General features: G+C 66.3%; 15 protein-coding genes. 4 read left to right on the forward strand and 11 right to left on the reverse strand.

The annotated features are described in order from the left end of the window. Positions 1-163: 163 nt before the first annotated feature. Both IE191_RS05100 and IE191_RS05105 read left to right on the forward strand, forming a co-directional pair. Positions 164-745: a GbsR/MarR family transcriptional regulator gene (locus tag IE191_RS05100; protein WP_191323268.1), complete on the forward strand. Its 582-nt coding sequence runs from the start codon at positions 164-166 to the stop codon at positions 743-745. A 109-nt stretch (positions 746-854) separates the two neighbouring features. Further along, a complete protein-coding gene (locus IE191_RS05105) occupies positions 855-1,859 on the forward strand; it encodes an SRPBCC family protein (protein ID WP_191323269.1) in 1,005 nt (334 codons plus the stop codon). Positions 1,860-1,865: 6 nt separating this feature from the next. Here IE191_RS05105 and IE191_RS05110 read toward each other — a convergent pair whose 3' ends face one another. Continuing rightward, positions 1,866-3,926: an alpha/beta hydrolase family protein gene (locus tag IE191_RS05110; RefSeq protein WP_191323270.1), complete on the reverse strand. Its 2,061-nt coding sequence runs from the start codon at positions 3,924-3,926 to the stop codon at positions 1,866-1,868. 307 nt (positions 3,927-4,233) lie between these two features. Here IE191_RS05110 and IE191_RS05115 point away from each other — a divergent pair, with 307 nt between their 5' ends. Then, entirely contained in the window at positions 4,234-5,016 is a 783-nt protein-coding gene (locus IE191_RS05115; RefSeq protein ID WP_191323271.1) for a succinate dehydrogenase iron-sulfur subunit, read from the forward strand. A 94-nt stretch (positions 5,017-5,110) separates the two neighbouring features. After that, positions 5,111-6,229, forward strand: a complete 1,119-nt coding sequence (zapE, locus tag IE191_RS05120) for a cell division protein ZapE (RefSeq protein WP_191323272.1) — start codon at positions 5,111-5,113, stop codon at positions 6,227-6,229. 448 nt (positions 6,230-6,677) lie between these two features. Here the strand turns inward: zapE and IE191_RS21005 are convergent, their stop codons facing one another. The 10 genes from IE191_RS21005 to IE191_RS05170 form a co-directional block, all read right to left on the reverse strand. After that, complete coding sequence (locus IE191_RS21005) at positions 6,678-8,897, reverse strand: EAL domain-containing protein (protein WP_229815116.1); 2,220 nt, start codon at positions 8,895-8,897, stop codon at positions 6,678-6,680. Positions 8,898-9,045: 148 nt separating this feature from the next. Then, positions 9,046-10,950, reverse strand: coding sequence for an XrtA/PEP-CTERM system amidotransferase (locus IE191_RS05130; protein ID WP_191323273.1), 1,905 nt, complete (start codon positions 10,948-10,950; stop codon positions 9,046-9,048). Between the two features lie 17 nt (positions 10,951-10,967). Next, entirely contained in the window at positions 10,968-12,458 is a 1,491-nt protein-coding gene (gene xrtA, locus IE191_RS05135; RefSeq protein ID WP_191323274.1) for an exosortase A, read from the reverse strand. Positions 12,459-12,567: 109 nt separating this feature from the next. Continuing rightward, a complete protein-coding gene (locus IE191_RS05140; RefSeq protein ID WP_191323275.1) occupies positions 12,568-13,794 on the reverse strand; it encodes a TIGR03087 family PEP-CTERM/XrtA system glycosyltransferase in 1,227 nt (408 codons plus the stop codon). A gap of 1 nt (position 13,795) precedes the next feature. Beyond that, complete coding sequence (locus tag IE191_RS05145) at positions 13,796-14,857, reverse strand: FemAB family XrtA/PEP-CTERM system-associated protein (protein WP_191323276.1); 1,062 nt, start codon at positions 14,855-14,857, stop codon at positions 13,796-13,798. Further along, positions 14,854-15,756 (reverse strand): XrtA system polysaccharide deacetylase, encoded by a 903-nt coding sequence (locus IE191_RS05150; protein ID WP_191323277.1) that lies wholly within the window; start codon positions 15,754-15,756, stop codon positions 14,854-14,856. Before IE191_RS05150 ends, IE191_RS05145 begins: the two co-directional genes overlap by 4 nt. Positions 15,757-15,769: 13 nt before the next feature. Beyond that, positions 15,770-17,014 (reverse strand): XrtA/PEP-CTERM system-associated ATPase, encoded by a 1,245-nt coding sequence (locus IE191_RS05155; protein ID WP_191323278.1) that lies wholly within the window; start codon positions 17,012-17,014, stop codon positions 15,770-15,772. A gap of 22 nt (positions 17,015-17,036) precedes the next feature. Then, entirely contained in the window at positions 17,037-18,713 is a 1,677-nt protein-coding gene (locus IE191_RS05160) for a preprotein translocase subunit YajC (protein ID WP_373299241.1), read from the reverse strand. Continuing rightward, positions 18,710-19,810, reverse strand: coding sequence for an AAA family ATPase (locus IE191_RS05165; RefSeq protein ID WP_191323280.1), 1,101 nt, complete (start codon positions 19,808-19,810; stop codon positions 18,710-18,712). Before IE191_RS05165 ends, IE191_RS05160 begins: the two co-directional genes overlap by 4 nt. 11 nt (positions 19,811-19,821) lie before the next feature. Beyond that, a complete protein-coding gene (locus IE191_RS05170; RefSeq protein WP_191323281.1) occupies positions 19,822-21,339 on the reverse strand; it encodes an XrtA system polysaccharide chain length determinant in 1,518 nt (505 codons plus the stop codon). Between the last annotated feature and the right edge of the window lie 6 nt (positions 21,340-21,345).

Raw genomic sequence — 21,345 nt, forward strand, 5'->3', positions numbered from 1 at the left:
GCCTCGCGAGGCCTGACAAAAAGACCCGCCATCGTCCTGCGATGGCGGGTCTTTCTCGTTTCAACCGCAGTCGCTCGGTCCTTTACGGCAAAGGCCGACACGGCATCGGCTTTGCCGTGTCCAGACGCTTGACTCCATCACGCCAATGACAGATATTTCTGTCATGACAGAAATTGCCGACAGTCCTGAGTCCCTTCCCCCCTCGGTGGAACAGTTCGTGCTGCGCTGGGGCGACATGGGCACGCAATGGGGTGTCAACCGCTCGGTGGCGCAGATACAGGCGCTGCTGTTTCTTTCGGAGCGCCCGCTGACCGCCGAGGATATCGCCGCCAAGCTCGGCATGGCGCGTTCCAATGTCTCGAACAGCCTCAAGGAACTGCTGGCGTGGAAACTCATCCACCGCGTGCCCGTGCTGGGTGACCGGCGCGATCACTACGAGGCCGAGGCCGACCTGTGGCAGATGGCCACGAAAGTCGCGCAGGGGCGCAAGGCGCGCGAGATCGACCCGATGGTCGCCGCGATCGGTGCCGCGATGCAGGATATCGACGATCCCCGGATCAGCGCCAAGGTTCGCCAGCGCCTGGTGACGATGCACGAATTCGTCACCACCGTCGATGGCTGGTACCAGCAGATGCTCCAGGTGCCCCCGGCGCAGATCATGACGCTGATCCGCATGGGCGCCAAAGTCGTCGGCCTGCTCCGCTTCGTCAGCGGCCGGGGCGGCAGCAAGACCGACCAGACCTGACCATCCTTCCCGGCCCTGGACCAAGGCGGCGGAGCCTTGGTCCAGGGTTCGCAGCAAAACCAATTTCTGTCGTTTCAGAAATGCCTGAATTTACGAAAGGTCCCAAACCATGGCCCGCTACCCGGAAGACGATCCCGCCCCGCCCCCCGCGCTCAAGGGCCGGATCGTGGCCGGCTTTTCGCTGGCCCTGGTCATCGCATTGAGCGTCTATCTGCTGATGAGCGCCAGCCGCGCGGGCAACGAAGCCTTTGCCAGCCTGTGGTTCCTGGCCGTGCTCCCGGCCTATCTCTGTGCACTGATCTGCTATGTCGGTGATCCAGCGGGCACGCGGTCGTCCAATTTCTATCTCAGCGTGCCGCCGATTCTCGTCGGCCTGGTGATCATCGGCTCGGCCGCGTTTCTGGGGGAAGGCATCATCTGCCTGGTCATGTTGTCCCCGATCTGGCTGATCTGCGGGCTGATCGGCGCGTTCACCGTGCGCCGCATGCGCCGGCGGCGCAATGATGCGGCCCGCTTCCATGCCTCCCTGCTGTTCCTCCCCCTGTTTGCCGGCTCGATCGAAAGCCAGATGCCGGTGCCGCATGAGACGGTGACGCTGACCCGCTCGGTGATCGTCCACGCCAGCCCGTCGGAAATCTGGCCCTATGCCGTCAGCAATGCCCATATCGGCAACAATGAAGGCCGCTGGACCTTCTCGCAAAGCGTGCTGGGCCTGCCCCGCCCCCGCGCCACAGTGCTCGATCGCCCCGGCGTCGGCGGTGAGCGGACCGCCTATTGGAGCGAAGGCATCGATTTCCAGGAGCGCGTCACCGATTGGCAGACGGGCCGGCGCCTGGCCTGGCGCTTTGCCTTCACCAACAGCACCTTGCAGCATCATACCGACGAACACATCGCGCCTGATGGACCGCTGCTCAAGATCGACACCGGCGACTATCGCCTCACCCCGCTGCCCGATGGCACCACGCGGCTGACCTTGCGTACCAACTACGTGGCGATGACGCACGTGAACTTCTACGCCCGCTGGTGGGGCGAACTGCTGCTCGGCGATATCCAGGACAACGTTCTGGCCGTGGTCAAGCAGCGGGCCGAAGCCCGCCACGCCACGGCCGGATGACCGCTGTCACGACGGGTTGTACTTGGCCAACCAGGCGCCGATCGCATCAAGCATCGCCTTGCGGTCTTCCAGGCGGGTGAAATAGTGGTCCGCCTTGGGCAGACTGACATAGTCCACCGTCTTGCCCGCCGCGCGCATCCGGCTGGCCATGGCATCGGACTGCCCCACCGCCACGGTCACATCCTTGCGACCATGGATCAAAAGGAGCGGCGCGGTGATCCGGTCCACCGCGTTGAGCGGGGAGACAGCGGCGAAATCGGGCGTCATTTCCTTCCAGTCATCGGAAAACTTCCCTTGCATGTAGAAGCCGCCGAAATCGTTCACTTCGCGCCGCAAGCTGGCCACGCCGGAAATCGAGACGCCGCACCGATAGAGCCCCGGATCCTTGGCCAGCCCCCACATCGTGGCATAGCCGCCATACGACGCGCCCACGATGCAGGCGCGCTTGGGATCGGCCAAGCCTTGCGCGGCGGCCCAGGCCAGGCCGTCGGAAATATCGTCCTGCATGGCCAGGCCCATCTGCCCCTCGCCCTTGCGGCGGAATGCGGTGCCATAGCCGGTTGAACCGCGGAAATTGGGTTGGATCACCAGATAGCCGCGGCTGGCGATGTACTGCGCCAGATAGTCCCAGCTTGCCACGTCCTGCGCCCAGGGGCCGCCGTGCGGCAGCATCACCACGGGTAGGTCGTGTGCCTCGCGCCCCTTTGGCACGGTCATCACCGCTTCGATCTCCAGGCCGTCGCGCGCCTTGTAACGCACGATCTTTACCGGCGAGACCGGCACCTGCTTGAGCTGGTCGTTGAACACCGCGATGCGCTGCATCGTGCCATTGGCCACGCTGAAGTAATAGAGCGCCCCCGGGCTATCCGGCCGTGCCAGCGTCACCAGCATCGCGCTGCGATCCGCGCTCAGGCTGGAAATCTCCACCGTCACCCCCTGCTTGGCGACGGACTTGTCGAACGCGGCCTGGATTTCCGCCATTTCGGGATCGAGCCAGTGTACGCGGCTGGGCGCATCGCTGGTCGCCACGCCCAGCACCGCTGAGCGATCCTGCGACATAACCACGTGGTCGATTTCCGTCCCGGCCGGCGCCTCGAACAGCATGCGGCCGGTCTGCTGCGTCAGCATGTTCACTTCGAAGAGCTGGTCGCGCCCTTCGTCGCTGGTGAACGTGGCAATGGCGTTGTCGGTGCCAGGCTCGAACAGCAGAGGGTCCAGCAGCGCTTCGTGCGCCTTGCTGTTGGCCTTGTCGATGGTGCGCAGCGGCTGGTCCGGGTCCGCCCCGCGATAGACCAGTTGCGCCAGGCGGCCGGACTTGGTGTAGGACACGCCGCTGCGCACCACGCCGTTGCCATCGGCCTGCCAGTCCATCACGCCATCACGCGCGCTTTGCACTTCCCGCCCGCGTCCGGTCGCCAGGTTGATCCGGTGCACGGTGGGAAAGAAGCCTTCGTCAAGGTACATCGAATGCTGTGCGGAAACGAGGATTTCCGGCGCGCCGTCGCGGGCCGTCCACAGCACGTCAGAGGCGTTCTGCCCCCCCAGGTTCCACAGGATGCGCGTGACTTTGCCGGTCGCCCGCTCGATCGCAATCAGCCGCGTGACATAGCCGCGATCGCCCTGGCCCAGCGGCACCAGCGCGCGCAGCTTGACCAGCACATAGTCGTTGCCAACCCAGTGCACCCAGTCCGCTTCGGTCTGGTCCGGCACGGCGAGTTGCACCGGCTTTTCCGTGGTGTCGAACAGGTTGCGGATGCCGATCACCTGGGTGCCACCGATCCCGAACTTGCCCGCGATGCGGGTGCCATCGGGCGAGAGTGCGCCATCGGCAAAGAACGGAATCTGGGCAAAGGCATCCGAGCCCGGCAAGGCCGCGGGAACGCCCGGCTGCCCCATGGCCGCCTGTCCGCCTGCCCCGTTCGTCGCTCCATTCTGCGCGCCGGCCGTCGCGGGCGCCGCCGATTGCCCCAGAGCCGGAGAGACAGCCATCATTCCCGCCATGGCGCAGGCGGCAGCCCGCAGCCAGCCCTGCCCGCGCCCCGACGCGCTTCCACCGCGGTTCTTCATTTCGCCCCCGTATCCAAACGATATCAATGTATTGCATACTGCGCGCAACAGTCCATCCCGCGTTGCGCGAAATACCACCACGGTGGATCGGATTGATCGGGAACGGCGTGATCAAAAACGCCACCTTCGCAGGGGCAGCAGGCTTGACCGCCCAGCCCATGTCCGTGCGGATGCTGGCAATAGCGCCTATACCATGGGGCAGACATGGCACTCTCCGCTTGCCCCATGCTGCGTTTGCGCTAAGGACGACTCGTTGAAGCCGACCTGGCCTTGCCGGCCAGCGGCCAGTGCAGCAGGACCCGGTTTTATGGCGACTTTCACGCTCCCCAAGAACTCCACGATCACCGGCAAGGCGCGCCATCACGCCGCCGCCACCAACGGCAAGATCAAGAAGTTCAAGGTCTATCGCTATGATCCCGACAGCGGCGAAAACCCGCGCTACGACACGTTCGAGATCGATCTCGAACAGTGCGGCCCGATGGTGCTCGACGCACTGATCAAGATGAAGGGTGAGCAGGACCCGACGCTGACTTTCCGCCGGTCGTGCCGTGAAGGCATCTGCGGCTCGTGCGCGATGAACATCAATGGCCGCAATGGCCTCGCCTGCACCACCGCGATCGAGGATCTCAAGGGCGAGATCCGCATCACCCCGCTGCCGCACATGGAAGTGATCAAGGATCTCGTTCCCGATTTCACCCACTTCTATGCGCAGTATGCCTCGATCCGCCCCTGGTTGCAGACCGTCTCGCCCACCCCTTCGGGCAAGGAACGCCTGCAAAGCCCGGAACAGCGTGAAAAGCTCGATGGTCTCTACGAGTGCATCCTCTGCGCCTGCTGCTCGACCTCGTGCCCCAGCTACTGGTGGAATTCCGACAAGTTCCTGGGCCCGGCGATCCTGCTCCAGGCCTATCGCTGGCTGGCCGACAGCCGCGACGAAATGACCGGTGAGCGTCTCGACGAGCTGGAAGATCCCTTCCGCCTCTATCGCTGCCACACCATCATGAACTGCGCCAACGTGTGCCCCAAGGGCCTCTCGCCGGCGCGCGCGATTGCCGAAATCAAGAAGATGCAGGCCGAACGCGCCATCTGACGCGCGCGCCCGGCCTCTTTTCGCGTCGTTTCCCGAACGCCGGCCGGCTCCACCCGGCCGGCGTTTCGCATTTTGCAGGATTGTTTCCCTTCGCATGACCCGCATTACCCAGCGCTATGCGCAGCTCGTCGCCTCGGGCGAGTTGCGCCCCGATCGCGAGCAGGCCGCCGCCGCCGCGCGGCTCGACCAGTTGCAGCAGGAACTGGAAAACCCGCCGGCCGCGCCCGGCCTGATCGGCCGCCTGTTCGGCTCCAAGGCGCCGCCAGCGCCGCGCGGGCTGTACATGTGGGGGGGCGTCGGACGCGGCAAGTCGATGCTGATGGACCTGTTCCACGACAATCTGGCCGTCACGGCCAAGCGCCGCGCCCACTTCCACGCCTTCATGCTCGACGTTCACGCCCGCCTGCGCGAGGCGCGCAAGAGCGAGAGCGGCGATCCGATCGTGCCGGTGGCCGCCAGCATCGCGGCGGAATGCCGCGTGCTGTGCTTCGACGAAATGGTCGTCAACAACAGCGCCGATGCCATGATCATGAGCCGCCTGTTCACGGCGCTGATCGTCGAGCACCAGGTCGTGGTCGTCACCACCAGCAACCGCGCGCCTTACGAGCTTTACAAGAACGGGCTGAACCGCGAGCATTTCCTGCCGTTCATCGCCCTGGTCGAACAACGGCTCGACGTGCTCGCGCTCAACGGCCCGGTCGATTACCGCCTGGAACGGCTCCAGGGCGTGGGCACCTGGCACGTGCCCAATGGCCCGGCCGCCACGGAAGCCGTACGCGAAGCATTCTTCCGCATGACCGACTTTGCGCCGGAAGACAGCGAGCACGTGCCGAGCGCGGACCTCGATCTGGGCGGCGGGCGCAGGCTGCACGTGCCCAAAAGCCTCAAGGGCGTCGGCGTGTTCAGCTTCAAGCGCCTCTGCGCCCAACCGCGCGGCGCCGCAGACTACCTCGCCATCGCGCATGCCTACCACACGGTGATCATCGTCGGCATCCCGCGCCTCGGCCCCGAACAGCGCAACGAGGCAGCCCGGTTCGTGACGTTGATCGATGCCTTGTACGAACGGAAGGTCAAGCTGATCGCCACGGCCGATGCTGAGCCCGTTAACCTTTACGAATCAGGCGATGGAAGATTCGAATTCGAACGCACAGTCAGCCGCCTGATGGAAATGCAGAGCCAAGACTATCTCGCCCTGGGTCATGGCGAAGAGTAGCAACTCGCTTCCGAAAACCGACAGATTCGCAAAACACGAAAGCCCGCGATTATTCATCGCGGGCTTTTGCTTTTTATAGCTTTCATCACGCCAACCATCGCAAATAGGCTGGCTGGCATGATTAGCTCCGGCTCTTAGTAGCCGAACAGGATACGAAGCAGCATGAAAACCTCCATCCACGGTTAGAGGCCTCCAAATATCACTAAGCTCTGTGGTTAACAAGAAGTAAACAATTGCAAATTCGGGTGAAGCGCGGGGATGCGTCCCGTTTCGGAACACCCAAGGCCATAAAATCGTTCGGTAAAATGACGCAGGGCAATGACCCGCTCTGATTGCCGAAGCGGGGTTGCCCTTAAGACCTCTAGCGGTCGTTTTTACGATTCAGACGAAGACCAAGCGCCGCCGATCCACGAACATGGACGGCCACCATGATCGTGCGGGATAGACATCATACAGCTTTGCTGTGGCGGCCAAGTCGGGCCTGGTAATCCCGGAACATGACGTCGAATGGTTGCGGCTTGCTCAGATAATACCCTTGGGCATGATCGCATCCAAGGGCAGCCAGAAGCTGAAACGTCGCTTCATCCTCGATGCCCTCGGCAACCACGGCCTGGCCCAAGGCATGCGCCAAGCCGATCGTGCTGGTAATGATGGCACGGTCCCGATCGCTGGTCAGCAATCGCGAAACGAATCGGCGATCGATCTTGAGTTCGTCACTCGGCAGGTCAGCGAGATATGCAAGGCTGGCCTCGCCCGTACCAAAATCGTCGATCGAGAGGCGGAAGCCAAGATCGCGCAGCCGTGACAAGTTACGCACCGCGTCCGCGCGGTTGTTCAAGCCAGACGTCTCGGTGATCTCGATCGTCAGAAGACCTGGATCGATACCGCGCCGCGTCACGATCTCACGGAAGTTCTCTACCAGATCGGGCTTGTCGACCATCTGCCCGGAAAGGTTGATGCTCATCTGGAATCGCTGCCCCAGTGCGTTCACCGCCTGGGCCGCCGTGATTGCCTCCTCCAGCACCCAATAGGTCAAGGCATCGATGCGCCCTGCCCGCTCTGCTTGCAGGATGAAGGCGTCAGGGGCGATGAAGCCGCGCGTGGGATGGTTCCAACGGATCAGTGCCTCTGCACCAGAGATGCGTCCGGTGCGATAGTCCCACTGCGGCTGGAATGCCAACCAGATGTCGCCATTGCGCAGGCCTTCGTCGATGCGAGCATGCAGAGACAATTCCCAAGGCGCATCTGCCAGGCGTTCGGCTTCAAAGACTTCTACCGCCCGCCCATGCCCCAATGCCTCGTTGGCGCTGGCAAGCGCCGAGTTCACGCGAGTCAGCGTGTCGACACCCTCGTTACGATCGAGGCCGAAGTGAATGTTGGTGTCGAACGTATGGTGCCCGATATGCAGCGGCGCTGAAAACAGCGCGCGCAGGCCTTCGAGATGACTGATCTGGACATCCAGCGGCCGGGCTTCCTCGGCCCACGCGAAATGCCCGCCATCGCTGTGGTAGATTTGGCAGGCACCCGAACCGACAGACAGGCGGCGGGCAATCTGGCTGGCACATTCACTGTGCAGTTCCTGGGGCAACGTCGCCAGTATTTCTTCGTAGCGGCCCACGACGGCCACGATAACGTCACGCCCCACTTCAAGTGGTGTAGCAGAAAGCGCGATGAAATTGGGGAGTCCCGAGACACTGGTCTGCTGAATACGACGGGTGCGTTTCTGCCAGAGACGGATCGAGCCGTAGATGACCAAAACCATCAGTGCCAGGTCCGGCTGGAATACCAGACCAATGAAGCGCGCCGTGATCGGCAGGAAGAGATTGATGAACACGACCAGTGCGTAGATCAGAGTCTTGCTCGACCGGCCTGTCAAGCGGTGCGCGACAACCAGCGACAGCACTGTCAGGATGAACAGAGGGAAGACCGTGAGATCAACATTGAGCGGACGCTTGAGTGCCTCGGCACCGGCGATGTCGTGCGCGACAGGGGGGCTAATGTGATGCCCAAAATATCGCACCGGCGTCACGCCGGAGGACGAAGTCACGATAACCGTGCGTCCCGACAAGGTGCCCGCCGGAGCACCGGATTCCAACAGAGTGCTGGCGGCAATGCGCGGAATGCTCTCCGGATCGATCGTGAAGTCTGGGAAGTAATTGCCCGATGGCCGCGGCTGAACACCAGCCAAAGCGACCGACAGCGTCGGATAAGTTACGCCATCCAGCGTAACGGTGTACGGCGCAGACACGACGGCGTGGATGAAGTTGTCGTTCCAAGTCGACAGGTAGATCGGATGACCGGCCGAAATCTCCCTGGACGGAAACTTGAAGGCTCCCGGATCTCGCCGGTTCGCTTCACTGCCACGCACCACGAAGGCCAGGTCGCGGCCAAATCCTTGGACAACCCGCTTGAGCTTGGCGTCTCCAGCGGCATCGAGTCCGTAAGGAACACGCAGATCGACGAAGACACGGCGGGGCATCTGCCGTGCAACGCTGGCCAGGATCTTGGCTTCCTGTTCGGTATCGACGTCACTCATGCCATCGACCGATACAACCACGACGGACTTCGCCGCAGGCCGCGTCACGTAACGGAACGCCGTGCTCCAATACATGTGGCCCGAGACTTCGCTAAAACCCAACCATGGCAGCCACATCACCAGCGTGGCCACCGCAGCAATTCCGATCGGGGATCGCAGAAATTTTCGCATGGACCATCGGCGCAGTTGGGTTACCGATCTGAGCTAGTCCGAAATGGTTTAGATCACCTTACCGTTTACCATCGGTGGTAACGCGCAAGGCCCTATCGGCCGGCCAAATCTATGATCCCAAAGCCGGATCCAGCCGCGCGAGGCTGCGGTCGAGCATCAGCAGTTGCCACAGGACGCGGCTGTGATCGGCGCGGCCGGCGATGTGCGATTCGGCCAGGGCGGCAATCCGGGCCGAATCGAACCAGCCGGCGCGGCTGAGCGCGCTGCCGGTGGCGATCGCCCGGGCCGGGCCGGCAAGCGGCCCACGCAGCCAGGCGGCAATCGGCGTAACGAAGCCCATCTTGGGCCGGAACAGCACATCATCGGGCAGATAGCGCCGCATGGTCTGCTTCATCAGCCACTTGCCGGTGGCGCCGTGCACGCGCATCGGCTCGGGCAGGCGCGCGGCAAACTCGATCAGGCGATGGTCGAGCAGCGGCTCTCGCGCTTCCAGGCTCACCGCCATGCTGGCGCGATCAACCTTGGTCAGGATATCGCCGGGCAGCGTGAACTTGAGATCGGCATATTGCGCGCGGTCCAGCCCGCTGCGCGCAGGGGCCTGGCGCATCAAGTCGATCAGCGGCGTCTCGGCGCGGTAGTCACCACGTAGCCGGGCGAAATCCGGGCTGTAGAGCGCGGCGCGCGCTTCGGGCGCGGTCACCGCCAGGGCGCAGGCATAGCCCACCTCGCCATCCTCGGCCAGGCTCTGGAACGTGGCCTTGGCGCGCAGCGGGCGCGGCGCCCAGTCTGCCTTGGGATAGAGCCGCCCCAGCGCGCCGAAAACCGGGCGGCGCAACCCGACGGGCAGCAACGCCCGCGCCTGCTCCTCGCGATGATGGAACACCTGGCGGCGATAGCCGGCAAAGGCCTCGTCCGCGCCATCGCCCGAAAGCGCCACGGTGACATGCTGGCGCGCCAGTTCGCACACCCGGAACGTGGGCAGCGCCGAAGCATCGGCAAAGGGTTCGTCGAACATCGCCACCAGCCGATCGACCAGCGCAAAATCGTCGGCCGAAACCGTGCGGGCATGGTGCTGCGTGGCAAAGCGCTGCGCCACTGCGCCCGCCCAGCTTGTCTCGTCGAGCGCGGCCACGTCGAACCCGATCGCGCAGGTCTTCACGGGATCGCGGCTGGCTTCGGCCATCAGCGCGACCACGGTGGAACTGTCCACCCCGCCAGACAGGAACGCGCCCAGCGGCACATCGGCCGCCATGCGCGAGGTGACCGCCTTGCGCAGCCGGTGCAGCAAATGCGCCTCAAGGTCTTTCTGGCTGGCACTGTCGCGCTCGGCAAACGACACGTCCCACCACTGTACCGGTGGCGGCGGCGGCGCATCGTGGCGCAGCAGCCGGTAACGCCCGGCCGGCAGCTTTTCCACCCCGGCCAGGATCGATCGCGTATCGGGCACAAAGCCCCAGGCGAGATAATCTTCCACCGCCAGCGGATCGAGCCCGCGCCGCAGCATGGGATGGGCCAGCAACTGCTTGAGTTCGGAACCGAAGATCACGCTGCCATCAGCCAGCGTGGCCATGTGCAAAGGCTTTACCCCAAGCCGGTCGCGCGCCAGCAGCAGGGTGCGCGCGCGCAAGTCATAGAGCGCAAAGGCGAACATGCCGTTGAAGCGCGGCAGGCAGTCCACGCCCCAGTGCTGCCAGGCGGCAAGGATCACTTCGCTATCGCCATCGGTGCGGAATACCGCGCCCAGCGCGGCCAGTTCGCGGCGCAGTTCCTGGTAGTTGTAGATTTCGCCGTTGAACACCAGCATCGCCGCGCCATCGGCGCTGGCCATCGGCTGGGGCGATCCGGCCAGGTCGATGATCGACAGGCGGCGGTGCCCCAGGCCCACGCCCGGCGCCGTCCACACCCCGTCGCCATCCGGCCCACGATGCGCGATCACATCGCCCATCGCGCGCAGCCGCGCCGGATCGACCGGCTTCATCCCCTGGGTGTGAAAGATCCCCGCAATGCCGCACATGCCCCGAAAACTGCTCCTTACGTACCGCGCGCCACGCGGTCGATCCACTGGTCCAGCGGCCCCGTGGCGTCTACAAAAGCAGCCAAGGCCGATGCTGCCGGCGCACTGGCGTGATCTTCGCTCGACAGGATCAGCGTGGCGGTGGGCCGCGCGCGCAGCAAGAGGCGGTCGGCAATGTTCCACAGCTTGAGGTGCATGTTGCTGCCCCCCAGCCAGCCATCGGTGCGATACCAGGTCACCGCCAGGCGATGCACCGGGCCGGGCGCCTGGATCATCGCCCCGCTGCCACCGGCCAGGCCCGTGGCCGGCTTTTCCCAGGCCCAACCGCTGCCCGGTGGCACTGCGCCTTCGCCAAAGCCACCCGCCTCGCGCCCCTCGCCCTGCCCGGCATAGAGCGCGAACGAAACGTCCACGACATGGCCCTGCCCATCAGCATAGCGGCCCAGCAGGCGATGATCGGCCCCGCCATGGCGCGGCTGCCAGGGCCAACCCGAAGGGCCGCCCACGCGATGCCAGCCCGGCACGGTGGGCAGGTCGATCCGCGCCGGCAGCGGCGCCGCCAGCCGCCCGGCAGCCGCACCCCAGGCCACAAAGCCCAGCGCCAACCCGGCCAGGGCCGCCAGAATCACGCCCTGTGCCATGCTCCACCGCGCCGCCCAGGCCAGGCGCCGGTCGGCCAGGATCGGCGCCACCTGCACCGGCGGATCATCCCGCGCGCGGTCGAAAAACGGCCAACCCGCCAGCATGGTCAGCGCCATGACCACGGCAAAGAACACCCAGCCGTAGAACACATGGTCGAACCCGGCGGCAAACTGGATGCCCAGCTGCCCGGCCAGCACGATCGTGCCCCAGGCGCGCACCCCGTTGGCCAGCACCGGCACGACCAGCGCCAGCGCCATGAACGCCGCCCGACGCGGCCAGGACCGGAAGCAGACCTGGCACACCAGCACGCCATAGGCGGTCATGGCGATCAGGAACTTTACCCCCGAACAGGCCTCGGCCACTTTGAAATAGCCCGCCGGGGTGGTGATGAACACCCCGTCGAGCGCCGCCGGAATGCTCGCCAGATGCAGCAGCACCATCACGATCCGCGCCGTCACGATCTGCAGGATCGGGATCAGCTCGTCGCCAAACGGCACCAGGAACAGCATGTAGGCCAGCGGAAACAGCGCAGCCGCCGCCAGGCGCGGCCCCATCAGCGCCAGGAAGCTGGCCTGGAGCATCAGCACGCAGGCGGTCTGCGTGACCAGCGAAAAGCCGGCGAAATCGCCCAGCATCCACAGGAACGCCGCCCCGGCAAACAGCACCAGCCCCGGCCACCATCCCTGCGGCGCAATCTGGCGCAGCGCCGCCCAGCGCAGCGAAACCAGCCAGACGAGTATCGCCGGCACCAGCAGGATATGGTTGTAGGTGGACGAATCCCACCACTGCCCGGCCATCGCCGCCCAATCGGCATGAAACAGGGCAATCAGGCCCAGCCAGGCCAGGCCAAGCAACGCCCAAGGCATCAGATCCTCCCCCACAACGTGGGGGAGGTGGCGGGCCACAGGCCCGTCGGAGGGGGCATGGCCCACGCCGCCGCTCCCCCGCTGCACGAGCGAGAAACGAGAAAGACCATCACGCCGCACGGCGGCCAAACCGACGCTCGAAACCGACCAGCGCCGGCAGCGGTGCCAGAACCCGATCCCAGCCGCATTGCGCGATCACGAAAGCCCGCGCGGCGCGGCCCAGCCCATCGGCGCGGATCGGATCGGACAGCAGCCCCACCGCACGGGCCGCAAACTCCTCCGGCGCAGCGGGCGACACGGCAAAGTCGCGCCCGTCCACGGCGTCGATCCCGGTCGCCGCCTCGGCCGTCAACAGCACCGGGCGCGCCATGGCCATGGCTTCCAGCACCTTGTTCTGCACACCCCGCGCCAGGGTCAGCGGCACCACCACGAGGTCTGCACCAGCGAGCCAGGGCCGCACATCAGGCACCGCGCCGGTCACCCGCGTCCCGTTCACCCCGTCGAGCGCCAGCACCGCCGGGCTTGGCGCGCGGCCCACCACGTTGAATTGCGCGCCGGGAAAGCGCCCCTTGATCAAGGGCATGACCTGGCGGGCAAAGGCCACCACGGCCTCCACATTGGGCGGATAGTCCATCTGCCCGGTAAACACGATCTGCGGCCCGCCCATCACCAGCGGCGGCGCATTCGGAATGCCGGCCGGATCGAAATAGGCGGTGTCGATGCCGTTGCCCAGCGCGCGCACATCGGGCATCGGGCCGCGCCCCAGCCGGCTGCGCAACAGGGCCGCTTCCGCCTCGCTCACCAGCAGGCTGGTCGTCGCGCGGCGCGCCACGCGCGCTTCATAGCGGCGCAGCAGCCAGGCCTCGCGCATGTAGACCGGCGCGGAAAGGCCGGGACGCCGGGCATATTGGCCGAACTTGGCCGAATCAACATCGACAAAGTCCATCACCACCCGCCCCGCGAACCCGGCGGGCACATATTGCGCCATCTGCCCGGAAAACACGAAGATGGTGGTGATCGGCCGCGTGGCCAGCACCTGCCTGACATAGCGCGCCAGCTTGGCCGAGGCGAACGCTGCCAGGCTGATTGGCCGCCCGCCGAGGAGAGCCGCCAGCCCCGCCCCCACCAGCGATCCGCGCCGCCGCACCAGGCAGTGGCTGGTCGCCACGGCGGCCAATTCGGCCTCGTGCGCCATGTCTGCGGCATTGTCGGCCAGGCAGGCCACATGCACCGGCGCCAGCGTGGCCAGTGCTTTCAGGATATGGTGCGAGCGGATCTTGTCGCCCCGATCCGGCGGGAACGGGATGCGATGCGCGAGGAACAGGATTTCGCCCACGTCAGGCCAGCCCGCGCGCGATCAGCGGCCCGATCAGGTTGGCCAGCGGCAGCGGCAGCTTCAGCCACAGCCGGATCTTGGCCTGATAGCGCGGGCTCAGCGGGTTGACGTCGCGCGGGGCCTGTCCATCGGCAGTCCAGTGGGCGTAAGACAGCGGCTCGGGCACGAAACCCCAGTTGCGCTTGAAGTGATAGGCGCCGGAATCAACCTTGGACCGGCCGAAATCGAAGCGCGCCATGCCCCGCGCGCGGGCATGGTTCATCAGCGCATAATACATCACGTCGTTGGCCCGCAGCGCGCGGGCCGCCAGCACGCCGCCGCCCCAATAGGGCATCACCGCGCCGCGATGATAGAGGCTGAGCACGCTGGCCACGGGCTGGCCCTGGTGCAGCACGGTCAGGATATCGGCATCCTCGCCAAAGGCATCGAGCACGCGGGCGAACAGGCGGCGCGGAAACACCGGCGTGCCGAGGTTGCGCACGGATTCGCTATAGACGCGATAGTGCCAGGCGCGATCCTGCGCGCCGCTGCCGGTGCGCACCTCCAGCCCGTTGGCCAGCCCCTTGCGCAGTTCGGCGCGCTGCTTGCGCGGCACGGCCTGCAACTGCGCGGCATCGTCGGCCGCCAGCGCGCCAACAAACCCGGCGTGGCTATCCTGCTTCACATGCCAGCCCGGCCCCTGCGGCAGCACCCCGCCGCGCAGTTCGATGGTCGGGCTGCGCAACTGCCGCGCCAGATCCTGCGCCGCCGTCAGCAGCGCGGGCGCGGCGCTTTCATCCCCCACCACGCCGCCGCCCACGGCAAAGCCGGTGGAAACCAGCGCGCGGCCGAACAGCGGCGAAGACACGGCGTGCAACGGCAGCGCGGCAACGATGGCGTCGCCCTGCTCGGCCAGCAGCAGGTGGCTGGCATGGCCACTGCCCTGCGCCACGGCGGTGAGCCAGCGCGGATCGTGGAACACCCCGGCCAGCGGTTGCGCGGCCAGGAAGCGGGCATAGGCCGCCATGTCCGCCGGCCCGGCTTCGCGCACCTGCGGCGGCGCCAGGCGAAACGGCGCGTTCATGCCGCTGCCGAAAGAACCGGCGACGCGGGATGCTCGGCCAGGCGGGCCGCTTCCCGCGCGGCGACCTCGTCCATCCGGCCCCAGGCAAAATCGCGCAGCAGGCGCTCCAGCTTGGGCGCCATGACCGACAGGTTGGTATAGTGGCGAAAGCGCGAGCGCCACGGCGCGCGATCCTGGCGCGGTTGATCCGGATCGATTTCCCACGGGTGAAAATAGAACGCCGCCGGGCGCCCGGCGGCATTGACCTGGCGGATCGCCCAGGCCGAAACGCCATAGGGCAGCAGGCGGAAAAAGCCGCCGCCCCCGGCCGCCATGCGCCGCCCCGCCAGTTCCGCCGTGGTCACCGGAATTTCCAGCAAGGCGCTGTGTTCCAGCGGGCGGAAGGCAAAGCGCGGCGCCTCGCGCCAGCCATAGTGATCGTGCACGATCGGCGCGACGGAACTGGAATAGGCATAGCCCGCCTGCGCCAGCACCTCGTGCGCCCAGGGATTGCGCGCGTCGATCGAAAAGCTGGGCGCGCGATAGCCGGTCACCGCCTGGCCGCTGGCCTGCTCCAGCGCATCGCGCGCACGGGCAAGGTCGGCGGCAAAGGTGGCCGGGTCCAGCGTGAACACGCGCTGGTGGTCCCAGCCATGGCTCGCCACTTCATGCCCGGCATCGGCGATAGCGCGGATCAGCGCGGGATGGCGCTGCGCCACCCAACCCAGGGTAAAGAACGTGGCTTTCACCCCGGCGGCGTCGAACATCGCGAGGATGGCCTGCACGTTGCGCTCCACCCGCGAGGCCAGGCTGTCCCAATCGGCGCGGTCGATCACGTTCTCGAACGCGCCGACCTGGAACCATTCCTCCACATCGACGGAAAGGCCATTGATGACGGGAACAGGGTGTGGTGCGGGCATGGCGCTCTTTCGCTCAGGCCGCGCGCTTGGGGCGGTCGGTCTCGAACCACTCGATCAGCATGGTCAGAACATGGCGGATCGCCTGCTCCTGCTCGGCCAGGCGATGTTCCAGCACGCCGATGCGCGCGGCGGCATCGCTCAGCGCCGCTTCCAGCGCCTGCGTGCGGGCGGTGCCATCGGCCTGGGCGGCAGCCGCCTCGTCGCCATGGGCGGCGCGCATTTCCGCCACTTCGATCACCGCCTGCTGCAATTCGGCAATCTGCTCGTCGCGGCTGGCCATGGCCGCCTCGATCGCGGCCAGATCGAAATCATGGCGTGCGGGCGCCTCTGGCTTGGCATCGCCGTGGAACGCATCGGCAGTCAGGCCCAGCGCCTGCGACGACGTCGCTTCGACCGCGGGAGCAACCGGCGCGGGCGTTTCGGTAGCGGCAGCAGCCGGCGCCGCGCTGTCGGCGGCCATGTCGTCCAGCACGGCATGCAGCAGCCCGGCTTCGATCCGGCTGGCCTGTTCCAGCGCCCCGGCCAGCAGCACGCGGCTCAGGATCTGGTTGATCCGGCGCGGCACGCCGCCGCTGGCGCGGGCGAGATCGGCATAGAAGCGCGGCTCGAACGACGGGTTGCCGTTCCACCCCGCGCGCACCAGGCGATGCTCGACATAGGGGCCGACTTCCTCGGGCTCCATCGGCGCCAGGTGGTGCGTGGCGATCACCCGCTGGCGCAACTGTTCCAACCGGGGCGAGCCTTGCAGCAGGGTGCGGAACTCGGGCTGGCCGAGCAGCAGGATCTGCAACAGCGGATGCGCGCCCAACTGGAAGTTGGAGAGCATGCGCAGTTCCTCCAGCGCTTCCACGCTCAGGTTCTGCGCTTCGTCCACCACCAGCAGGCAGCGCCGCCCGGCGCGCGCCTCGTCATGCAGGAACATCTCGATCCGCGCCAGGGCGGCAGCTTTGTCGTGCCCGGCCACGTCCAGGCCAAAGGCGCGCGCAGCCATGTGCACCAGTTCCTGCCCATCCAGCTTGCTGGTCACGATCTGCGCCGCCGTCAGTTGCGCAGGGTCGATACTGGCCAACAGATGCGCGGCCAGCGTGGATTTGCCCGCGCCCACCTCGCCGGTGATCACGATGAAGCCCTCGCTCTGCGCCAGGCCATAGCCGAGGTATGACAGCGCCTTCTTGTGGGTGGCGCTTTCAAAATAGAACTCGGGATCGGGCGTCAACTGGAACGGACGGGCCGAAAGGCGGTAAAAATCATCGTACATCGGCGTTACGCCTCCTGAACCGTCATAGCGTGTAGCGCAGGCCGACCAGGCCTGTCGCTTCCAATTGATCCGCAGCCAGATCGCGGCTCACGCCGTCAAGCCCAACCGACGCCGTTGCGGTGAGACGATCGGCCAGGCGGCGATAATAGGACGCATAGATGCCATAGGAATTGGACGTGCCCAGCAGCGCCGTACCGCTGTCGTACCACGCATCATAGACCGCCACGCTGAAGCTGGCATCGCGGCCCAACTGGCCGGAAACGCCGCCGGTGACATACCAGCTCTGGTCCACCGTGCCGTTGGCCTGGGCCAGCACCGTGCCCGGCGCGGCGATGAAGCGGCGGCGGACATAGCCCGCACCCACGCCCAGCCGCAGCCGGCCCATGGCAAAGCCATAGGTCGCATTGACCCCGCGCGCGCGGAACACCGAGGACGAGACCGACGACAGCGCGCCGTTCACGCACGAACCGCCGGTCGCCCCGATGCCGCAGCCGGTGGCGCCGGTGGCAAAGTCGGTCGGCACCTGGCGCAGCGCGTTCGACAGGCTGGAGCCGAAACCGGAAATCCCGTCATAGACCGAGACATTGAGCGAGCTGCGCGTGTTGGGCGCATAGGAAAAGCTGCCGAAATAGGTCGTGCTGTCATAGCGCCGACCGATGAAGGCAGACAGCGAGGTGCGCGGGCTGGGCCGCCACATCACGCCTGCGTCCCAGATCAGGCCGTCGCTGTCATAGGCGATGGTGCGCGGCTTGCTGGTGTCCGTAACGTAACGTCCGTCGCTGCCGATCACCGGATTGCCATTGGCATCGCGCAGCGCATCGCGCGAGGAGACGCGGATATGCTCCCAGCCGACATCGCCCACCAGTTGCACCGTGCGGCTGACCGGCAGCGTCGCCTGAAGGCCGACGCGCTTGTCGTCGATGCGCTGGTCCAGATTGGAGATGTCTTCGCGGTCCCACCCCGCGCTGGCGACCAGCCCCACCGGCAGCACGGTGCCCGCCTTGGTTCCGGCCGAGACTTGCGCCGATTGCACCAGCGAATGGTTGAACAGGTCGATGCGCGGCTGGCCCGCCGCCGGCTGATAGGCGTTCTTCTGGGTCAGCTTGGTATAGCCGGCCAGATAGTTGGCATTGACCGCCACCTGCCCGGCATGCGTCGTCAGGCTCGGCCCGGCATAGAGCGAATAGACCTGGCTCACCGCATCGTTGACCGACAGCGGGTTGAGCGTGGCAGACCCATTGGCCTCCACCCGCGTGCGCGCGGCCAGCGCGCCGGCCTCGATGCTCAGCGTGCGCGGCACGAGTTGGTGCGACACACGCGCCAGGCCCGAAATCGTGTCGGCATCGCCGACCTGCCCCTTTTCCACGAAGCGGCGTTCATAGCGCACCGCGACCTGGCCCTGGGTGCGCCGCCCGGCCAAGGTGGCATCCACCCCCGCCGCCAGCGTGGTATAGGTAACCACGTCGTTGCCCGGCGTGATCTGCGCCAGCAGGTTCTGCGTCACTTCCAGATAGGGGCGGATCGTGGTGCGCACGGCCGGGCCACTACCACTGCCAGACCGGCCACTGCCACCGGCAGGCGTCGAGGGGCGATCGTCGCTGCCCACCTGGTAGGGCAGCACTTGCGCACAGGCCGTGGCTGCGGGAAGCAGGGCCGACCCGGCAAGGACACAGGCGATAATGGAACGCACCCGTTTCATTCCTTGTACCCATAATAGGTGCCGAAGCGCCGCCCGGTGGGCGAGAACCGCGTGCCGTTGAGCAGAAGCTTGATATCGGCGCAGCCCGAAAGGATGCCCACGGCATCGCGCAGCGCCGCTTCGCCGGTCACGTCGGCGCGCACCACCATCACCGCCTGCCCCACGTGCATTGCCAGTTCCGATGCGGGAGAGGCCGCCAGCGCGGGTGGGCTGTCGAAGATCACGATGCGGTTGGGCGCTTGCGCGGTCAGCCGGTCCAGGATCGCGCGGGTGCGGGCAGAGGCGAGATATTCGGTGTCCGAACCGGTCTGGTTGCCGGCCGGCAACACCGACAGGCCCGGAATGTCGGTGGGAATGATGCATTCCTCTACCATCACTTCCGGATCGGCCAGCGCGTCCATCAGCCCCGGCCCGCCCGGCAGGCCGAGCGTCGAAAGCACCGAAGGCTTGGCAAAGTCGGCATCGACCAGCAGCACTTCGTTGTCCTTTTCCGCCGCGATCGACAGCGCCAGGTTCACCGCGCAAAAGGTCTTGCCTTCGCCGGGATGGGCCGAGCAGACCAGAATGCGCTCGCCATGGCGCGCGGTGCGCCCGGCGCGCGAATCCGCCGCCGTCAGCAGAAGTTGCCGCTTCACGATGCGGAATTCCTCCAGCAGCGCGCTCACCGGGCCTTCCGGCTCGATCAGGCATTGCTCGCGCAGCAGGCGGCGATCGATCGGCTGCGGCGCCTTGCGGAAGCGCTGGCGCGAGGGAATGCCGTCGAGCGGCGTGGCCGCTGCATCGACAGCACTGTTGTCTTCCACGCCATCGGCCGCAGGAATGAACACTTGCGCGCCCTCGGGCGCGAAAGACACCGGCACGACCGCCTCGGGCAGCGGTTCCGGCGCAGGATCGGGCTCCGGTGCCGGCGCGGGTACAGCCGCCGGCGGAGCAGCGACCGGTTTGGGCGGCAGCGGCGGCACCGCCGGGGTGCGCAGATGCTGGCGGAAATCGAACGTTCCCGCCGCCCGCTCGATCAGCGAGGGCGCCGTCTTGCGGACGGGCACGCGATCGGGCCCGTCCTGCGGCGTCTGCGGCGTATCGCCCTGGTCGCTCATGTCCTGCGCCTTCATGCCACCATCCGCCGCTTCATGAATTCCACGGCCAGCAGCACCATCAATACCAGCACCAGGCCGGCCGTGGCACCACCGAACAACTTCAACTGCTTCCACTGCCGCGCCCGCGCCATGGCGGTCTGCGTCAGCGAGACCGAGCCGAGCACGATCATGCCGGTCGCCCGCTCCAACTGGCCAGTGGTGGCATAGCTCGATCGCAACTGCGCCATGGCAAACGCAGCGCCGCACCCGGCTGCCAGCCCCACCACCAGCACCAGCATCAGCAGCAGCGGCCGATCGGGCGCCGAAGGGCCACGCGGCGTGCTGGGCGGATCGATCACGTCGAACTTGACCGAATTGTGCTCGCTTTCCACCTGGCCGCGCAGGCGCAACTGCTCGCGATCGCGCAGCAGCTTGTCGTACTGGTCTTTCAGCACGTCATAGTCGCGGTTGATCCGCGCGGCCTCGGCGGCCACTGCCGGTTCACTATATTGCTGGCCGGTAAGCTGGCCGATTTCCTGCTGCAACGAGGCCTTGCGCGATTGCAGCGAGACCAGGCTGGCCTCGCGATCGGCCTTGATCGACTGGAGCGAGGCATAGGCCGGATTGGGCGTGCCGGCGTGGGCGCCTTCGGCCGCCGCCTGGCGTTGCAGGCTGGCGATCTGCGCCTTGGCGGCCAGCACGTCGGGGTGGCTGTCGGTCAGCCCGCGCGCCTTCATCGCGGCCAGATCGGCCTGGGCCTGGGCCAAAGCGCCGCGCGCGCCGCCCAGGGTGCCGGGAATGGTGATCGTCGGCGGTGTGCCCGAAAGCTGCCCATTGATCGAGGCCAGCGCGCTCTGCGCTGCCAGCAGATCGGATTCGACCCCGCGCAACTCGCTGCGCGCGCCTTCCAGCTTGGCCGAGACCGAGCCGGTGCCCGGCATCAGCGCGGCGTTCTTGGCCTCGAACTCCTGCCGCTTCTGCTCGGCCGCTTCCAGATCCTTCTGCCGGTCGGCCAGTTGCTGGTCCATGAAGGCCAGGCTGTCGGTCATTTCGCCGCGCCCGCCGGCCAGGTTCTCCTCGCGGAAGATGTCGATCATCTTCTGCACCACGTCCTGCGCCAGCTTGGCGTTCTGCGCGTCGGTATAGGAACCCCGACCCGACGTGGCGCTGATTTCAAACAGGTTGTCCTGCTGGCTCACCACCTTGATCTGGGTGGCCAGGCCCGCGACGGCAGACTCCATCTGCTTGTCGTTGGTGACCTTGTCGCCCAGCCGCGTGGCGCGCACCACCTTTTCCAGGTTGACCGTGCTGGTCAGCGTCTGCCGCACCCGCTCGATATCCTGCTTGGCATTGCCGCCGATGCCGATCTGGTCGGACAGCACGTCATCGATCTGGATGAAGATCCGCGCCTTTGACTCATAGGAATTAGGCACCATCGCCACCACCAACCAGCCCAGCAGGCAGACCAGCCAGGCCACGCCCAGCGCCAGCCAGCGCCGGTGCCAGATGCCGTAGAGCGCAATGCGCACTTCATCGATCAGATTGCTCATGGCCAG

This window comes from Novosphingobium pokkalii, assembly GCF_014652855.1.
GTDB lineage: Bacteria > Pseudomonadota > Alphaproteobacteria > Sphingomonadales > Sphingomonadaceae > Novosphingobium > Novosphingobium pokkalii.